The sequence below is a fragment of the Streptomyces sp. NPDC059010 genome, assembly GCF_042740355.1.
Lineage (GTDB): Bacteria > Actinomycetota > Actinomycetes > Streptomycetales > Streptomycetaceae > Streptomyces.
Window position 1 is genome coordinate 233,657 of sequence record NZ_JBHYJA010000007.1, and the last position, 5,996, is coordinate 239,652.

At 71.1% G+C, this 5,996-nt stretch carries 7 protein-coding genes, 1 tRNA gene and 1 pseudogene; 1 reads left to right on the plus strand and 8 read right to left on the minus strand.

Annotated features, from left to right (window positions below):
- Window positions 1-81: 81 nt before the first annotated feature.
- The 8 genes from ACFWYS_RS09880 to ACFWYS_RS09915 form a co-directional block, all read right to left on the minus strand.
- Window positions 82-155 (minus strand) — tRNA-Pro (locus ACFWYS_RS09880).
- Between the two features lie 81 nt (window positions 156-236).
- A complete protein-coding gene (locus tag ACFWYS_RS09885) occupies window positions 237-614 on the minus strand; it encodes an MmcQ/YjbR family DNA-binding protein (RefSeq protein ID WP_384765464.1) in 378 nt (125 codons plus the stop codon).
- A 47-nt stretch (window positions 615-661) separates the two neighbouring features.
- Entirely contained in the window at window positions 662-1,201 is a 540-nt protein-coding gene (locus ACFWYS_RS09890) for a GNAT family N-acetyltransferase (protein ID WP_384765466.1), read from the minus strand.
- Complete coding sequence (locus ACFWYS_RS09895; protein WP_384765467.1) at window positions 1,198-1,788, minus strand: helix-turn-helix domain-containing protein; 591 nt, start codon at window positions 1,786-1,788, stop codon at window positions 1,198-1,200. The genes ACFWYS_RS09890 and ACFWYS_RS09895 overlap by 4 nt, the downstream gene beginning before the upstream one ends.
- A 49-nt stretch (window positions 1,789-1,837) precedes the next feature.
- Window positions 1,838-2,737, minus strand: coding sequence for a LysR family transcriptional regulator (locus ACFWYS_RS09900; protein ID WP_384765468.1), 900 nt, complete (start codon window positions 2,735-2,737; stop codon window positions 1,838-1,840).
- Between the two features lie 37 nt (window positions 2,738-2,774).
- Complete coding sequence (locus ACFWYS_RS09905) at window positions 2,775-3,968, minus strand: glycine C-acetyltransferase (protein WP_384765470.1); 1,194 nt, start codon at window positions 3,966-3,968, stop codon at window positions 2,775-2,777.
- A 91-nt stretch (window positions 3,969-4,059) separates the two neighbouring features.
- The gene (tdh, locus tag ACFWYS_RS09910) at window positions 4,060-5,088 is read right to left on the minus strand and encodes an L-threonine 3-dehydrogenase (RefSeq protein ID WP_384765471.1); all 1,029 of its coding nucleotides are present in this window, start codon (window positions 5,086-5,088) and stop codon (window positions 4,060-4,062) included.
- A gap of 168 nt (window positions 5,089-5,256) precedes the next feature.
- The gene (locus ACFWYS_RS09915; RefSeq protein WP_384765473.1) at window positions 5,257-5,520 is read right to left on the minus strand and encodes a hypothetical protein; all 264 of its coding nucleotides are present in this window, start codon (window positions 5,518-5,520) and stop codon (window positions 5,257-5,259) included.
- Between the two features lie 24 nt (window positions 5,521-5,544).
- Between ACFWYS_RS09915 and ACFWYS_RS09920 the strand changes: the two are divergent.
- A pseudogene (locus ACFWYS_RS09920) lies at window positions 5,545-5,940 on the plus strand (GPP34 family phosphoprotein); the annotation flags it as partial.
- Between the last annotated feature and the right edge of the window lie 56 nt (window positions 5,941-5,996).

Consider the following 5,996-nt stretch of genomic DNA (forward strand, 5'->3'; position numbering starts at 1 on the left):
GACCCCACCGGCCCCCCTAGACTCATCAAGCGCCGGTTTCGGATGCCTCCGAAACCGGCCCTGATCTGCGACTGTCTCCAGTCGGGACGACAGGATTTGAACCTGCGACCCCTTGACCCCCAGTCAAGTGCGCTACCAAGCTGCGCCACGTCCCGATGCCCGTCTGACCTGGGGTTTCCCCCGGCCGAACGTGCAGGAAAACAATACCGCACTCGGGTCGGTGGTCGCGCACTCCTTTACGCGCCGCGCGTGGGTCCCTCTCCGGTCGGCAGGCCCAACTCGGGATAGGCGTCCAGCAGACGGGTCGGGGCCGCCTGGCGCCAGGAGTCTGCGAGAATGTCGCGCAGTTCGGCCTCGTCCTCCAGGGCGGTGAGCCGGACCCGCACCCAGGCGAACTGCGCCTCGTGGTCGGCGATCCAGAACTTCTCCGGCTCGGCCAGGACCAGTTCGTCGCGCTCCTCCTTGGGGCAGCGCACCGCGATGGAGGTCTCCTCCTCGGGCAGCGTGGCGAACATCTTGCCCGCGACCCTGAACGTGGGCATGCTCCAGGCGATCTTCTCCGTCGTGTCGGGCAGAGAGAGGGCGATACGGCGTACGTCTTCGGCATCCTGCATGCAAGGCACCGTAGCGGCTGCCACTGACAACCACCTGGTGAGAGCGGTTACACCAACGTCCGCACAGGAGTTGGCCCGACGTACTTGTAGTAGATGGTCGTCGGCCGCAGCACTCCGGCCGGGCTCGCCGCGAAGTCGGGGATCACCCCGGCCCGCGTCCAGCCGGCCGACCCGTACAGCCGCTCGGCGAGGCTGTCGGTCTCGGTGTCAAGGTGCAGGAGGGTGACTCCCGCGCCGATCGCCGCGTCCTCCGCGGTCGCGAGCAGTCTGCGGCCGAGCCCCCGCCCCCGGGCCTCCCGGTGCACCATCAGCTTGACCAGCTCGGCCCGGTGACGGCTGTTGGGCTTGTCGGGGAAGGCCAGGCTGACCGTGCCGAGCACCCGCCGCCCCTCATGGGCCGCCCACACCGTCAGTCGCCCGGCGGCGACGGCGGCCGCGCGCTCCTCCCACCAGGCGATGGCCGCCGTACGGTCGAGGGGTGCGAGGAATCCGACGGAGGCGCCGTCCTCCACGGTGTCCATCAGGAGGTCGGCCAACTCCCCTGTCCGGTCCAGCAGTTGGGCCTGGTCCAGGCGCGCCACGATCACGGCTGCACCACCGCCAGCACGTAGCGCACCGGCCCGGGCCCCGCGCACCGGAACCGCGTCGTCCCCCACACCCGCATCCGCAGACAGTCCCCGGCACCGAGATGGTGCTCGACCTCCTGCACCGTCACGTCGAGCTCTCCTTCCAGCACCCAGATGTGCTGCTCCAGGCCCGGCACGGGCGGCCGGTCGTAGGCGATGTCGGCGCCCGCCGTGAGGCGTCCCTCGACGAGCTCGCCGCGGAGCCCGGCGTGCGGCGGCGACACGGACCGTCGTACGAAACCGGCGGAACGGTCCTCCCACACCGGCTGCTCGGCCGACCGCACCACCAGCGCGGGCTCGGACTCGACCTCGCTGAGCAGCTGGGACATGGTCCGGCCGTAGACATGGCACAGACGGTTCAGCAGTGAGGCGGTGGGGCTGATCTCCGCGCGCTCGGCGCGGGACAGGGTCGAACGGCTGACACCACTGCGGTCCGCCAACTCCCCCAGGGACCAGCCGCGTTCGGCCCGCAGCTCGGCCAGGCGGATGCCCAGACGGGCGTCGACCGGGTCCGGGACCGTGGGAACGTCCGAACTCTTCTGTTTCATATCCGGGACGCTATCCCATATGTGAAACAGCCGTGTTACGGGCGGCTCACTACCCCGCCGCCTCCCCGAGCGCCTTCAGCACCGGCTTGATCAGCGGATGCTCCTCGGCGCCCCTGCGGACGGCCGCGAAGACCCGGCGGGTGGGCGCCACGCCGTCCACCGGCCGTACGACGACCCCCGTGAGGTCCATGCCGCGCAGCGCCGAGCGCGGCACGAGGGCCACCCCGGCGTCGGCCGAGGCGAGCGCGACCACCGCACGGAAGTCGTCCGACGAGTGTTCGAGGCGAGGCTGGAAGCCGGCGTTCTCGCAGGCCAGGACGACCACCTCGTGGCAGGGGTTGCCTGGGTACGGGCCGATCCACGAGTCCTTGGCCAGGTCGGCGAGGGGGATCTCGGCGCTGTCCGCCAGACGGTGGGCGACCGGGACGACCGCGTCGAACGGCTCGGCGTACAGCGGTACGTGGGTCAGGCGCGGGTCGTCGGCGGGCGGCGCCCCGCGGTACTCGACGGCGACCGCCACATCCACCTGCCGGTCCAGCACCATCGGCAGGCTCGCATCGCCCTCCGCGTCCTGGACCCGGATGCGGATGCCCGGCGCCGACACGCCGAGGCGGGCCACCGCCGGGGCGACGACCTGGGCGATGCCGGTCGCGAAGGAGGCGACGGTGACCGTGCCGGCCGCGCCGGAGCTGTATGCCGCGAGCTCGGCCTCCGCCCGTTCCAGCTGGGCCAGCACCGCGTTGGTGTGGCCGAGCAGGATCTCGCCGGCCGGGGTCAGCCGTACGCCCTTGGCGCTGCGCTCGACCAGCCGGTGCCCGGTCTCCTGCTCCAGCGCGGCGAGCTGCTGGGAGACCGCCGACGGGGTCAGATACAGCGCGGCGGCAGCCGCCGTCACCGTGCGATGGTCGGCCACCGCACGGAGGATGTGGAGCCGCCGCGCTTCGATCACGAGATCGATTGTCTCAAATGCCCCCGTGTGGTCGGGCTCAGCCCTCCAGCTCCGCCCGCGCCGCCACGAAGGCGTCCACGGCACGGTTGACGTCGTCCGTGGAGTGCGCGGCGGACAGCTGGACGCGGATCCGGGCCTGGCCCTGCGGCACCACCGGGTACGAGAAGCCGATCACGTACACGCCCCGCTCCAGCAGCAGCTCCGCCAGCCGGCCCGCCTTCGCCGCGTCGCCGATCATCACGGGCGCGATGGCGTGTTCGCCGGGGAGGACCTCGAAGCCCTCCTCGGTCATCCGGCGACGGAACAGCGCCGTGTTCTCGGCCAGCCGCACCCGCAGCTCGTCGGCCGACTCCAGCAGGTCGATGACCTTGAGGGAAGCCGCCGCGATCACCGGGGCCAGGGTGTTCGAGAACAGGTACGGCCGCGAGCGCTGGCGCAGCAGGGCGACGATCTCGGCGCGGGCCGCCACATAGCCGCCGGACGCGCCGCCGAGGGCCTTGCCGAGGGTGCCGGTGATGATGTCGACGCGGTCCATGACGCCGTGCAGCTCGGGGGTGCCCCGGCCGCCGGGGCCGACGAAGCCGACGGCGTGCGAGTCGTCGACCATGACCATGGCGTCGTAGCGGTCGGCGAGGTCGCAGATCTCGCGCAGCGGGGCCAGATAGCCGTCCATGGAGAAGACGCCGTCGGTGACGATCAGCTTGCGTCGCGCGCCCGCGGCCTCCTTCAACTGCCGTTCCAGATCGGCCATGTCGCGGTTGGCGTAGCGGAAGCGGCGGGCCTTGGACAGGCGGATGCCGTCGATGATCGACGCATGGTTGAGGGCGTCGGAGATCACCGCGTCCTCCGGGCCGAGCAGGGTCTCGAAGACACCGCCGTTGGCGTCGAAGCAGGAGGAGTAGAGGATCGTGTCCTCCTGGCCGAGGAACGCCGACAGGCGGGCCTCCAGCTCCTTGTGCACCTCCTGCGTGCCGCAGATGAAGCGGACCGACGCCATGCCGTAGCCCCAGCGGTCCAGGGCCTCGTGGGCGGCGGCGACGACCTCGGGGTGGTCGGCGAGGCCGAGGTAGTTGTTCGCACAGAAGTTGAGGACCTCGCCGGGGCGGCCGCCCGCGCTGACGTTCACAGTCGCGGACTGCGGGGTGTCGATCACGCGCTCGGGCTTGTGCAGGCCGGCGGCGCGGATCTCGTCGAGGGTGGTGCGCAGGTCGTCGCGCACGGAGTCGAACATCTCAAAGCTCCCAGGGATGCAGAGGACTTACGCGGTGAGTCGCACGATGGACGGCGCGACATTACGCGGTGCTACGCGGTGTCGCGCGGTGTTACGCGGTCCAGTCGAGGATGACCTTGCCGCCACGGCCGCTCGCCGCGTCGGCGAACGCCGCCTCGAAGTCGCGGTACCCGTATCGGCCGGTGATCACGGGCGCGAGGTCGAGGCCGCCTTCCAGCAGCACGGACATCGCGTACCAGGTCTCGAACATCTCGCGGCCGTAGATGCCCTTGACGGTGATCATCGAGGTGACGATCCGGGCCCAGTCGACGGAGAACTCCTCGGCGGGCAGGCCGAGCATGGCGATACGGCCGCCGTGCGTCATGTTGGCGATCATGTCGCGCATGGCCTCGGGGCGGCCGGACATCTCCAGGCCGATGTCGAAGCCCTCGCGCAGGCCCAGTTCGCGCTGTCCGTCGGCGATGCTCGCCCGCGACACGTTCAGCGCGAGGCTCACGCCCACCTTGCGGGCCAGCTCCAGCCGCTCCTCGCTCACATCGGTGATCACGACGTTACGGGCCCCCGCGTGCCGGGCCACGGCCGCCGCCATCAGGCCGATCGGACCGGCACCGGTGATCAGGACGTCCTCGCCGACCAGCGGGAACGACAGCGCGGTGTGCACGGCGTTGCCGAACGGGTCGAAGATCGCGGCCACATCGAGGTCGACGGGCACACGGTGCACCCACACATTGCCGGCGGGCAGGGCCACGTACTCGGCGAAGGCCCCGTCCCGTCCGACGCCGAGGCCGACCGTGGCACGGCACAGATGACGCCGCCCGGCCAGACAATTGCGGCACTTGCCGCACACCAGATGGCCCTCGCCGCTGACCCGGTCGCCGGGGTTGATGTCGGTGACGTCCCGGCCGGTCTCCACGACCTCGCCGACGAACTCGTGTCCGACCACGAGCGGGGTACGGATCGCCTGCTGCGCCCAGCCGTCCCAGGACCGGATGTGCAGATCGGTGCCGCAGATGCCGGTGCGCAGCACCTTGATCAGTACGTCGCCGGGTCCGACGGCCGGTTCCGGGACGTCCGCGAGCCAGAGCCCGGGCTCCGCCTTCTCCTTGACCAGCGCCTTCAACGCAACGGCTCCTGAGGGTGAGACCCGGCCGCGGGCATGCCTGAACGGCCCGTGGTCGGGGAGAGGGGTGGAATCGCACTGCAATCTGCCGTACGGCGGCGCCCCGGTCCATCGAGGTTTTCTTAAGCGGCGCCACAGCTTTCCTTCACGCCCTCCGCACGCGCCCCGTCACCCCCGCCGGCCACCCTCGAAATACGCGATCAGCTCCGGCTCCAGCGCCACCACTTCCCCCCGCTGCTGCACCACGGCTACCGGCCGGCCCTGCTCACCGCGGCCCTCGTGGTGCTCACCGCTGCCATGGCAGATGCCGTGCTGCGGATCGGCTTCCCGCACCACATGGTCGTAGTACACCCCAGCGGGCCCGAACCGCAGCGAGAATCGACGCAGGACGCCCGGACCGCCGAGGCCGGTCGCGATGACCTCGCCCCGCACTCGGCCGAATGACTGGAGCCGCTCATGACCACCGCACGGGACCTCGCGATCGTCGCCCTGGACCTGGCGCCGGACCACCCGGTGGAGCAGGGCGATCTGTCACTCGCACTCGCGGCGGCCGAGGTGTTCGACCTCATCGAGGCCCATGCCCTCGTCCTGGACGATGACCTCATCGCACCCAGCGCCCAGGCCCCGACGGGCGACCATCTGCTGGACGAGGCCGTCTCCTCACTCATCCGGAAGGAGCCGTACGAGTCGGTCGAGGACTGGCTCTGGCGCCGGGGCCGCGGGCTGTCCGCGGCCTATGTCGCGGATCTGGAGCGAATGGGCCTCACGGCCCGGCCGCGGGGCCGCCGGATTCCGCTGCGGACCGGGCGGACGGTGCCGGTCGACTCGGGGGGCCGGCCCCCGGCCCCCCGGCGCCGATAAAAAACAGAACCGACCCCCCGCACACCAACTGTAGATAAACGGTGTGG

Bases quoted from the DNA above. Each gene is read 5' to 3' on its own strand.
- ACFWYS_RS09885 (WP_384765464.1), bottom strand. From the start codon at position 614: ATGCAGGATGCCGAAGACGTACGCCGTATCGCCCTCTCTCTGCCCGAC.
- ACFWYS_RS09895 (WP_384765467.1), bottom strand. From the start codon at position 1,788: ATGAAACAGAAGAGTTCGGACGTTCCCACGGTCCCGGACCCGGTCGAC.
- ACFWYS_RS09905 (WP_384765470.1), bottom strand. From the start codon at position 3,968: ATGTTCGACTCCGTGCGCGACGACCTGCGCACCACCCTCGACGAGATC.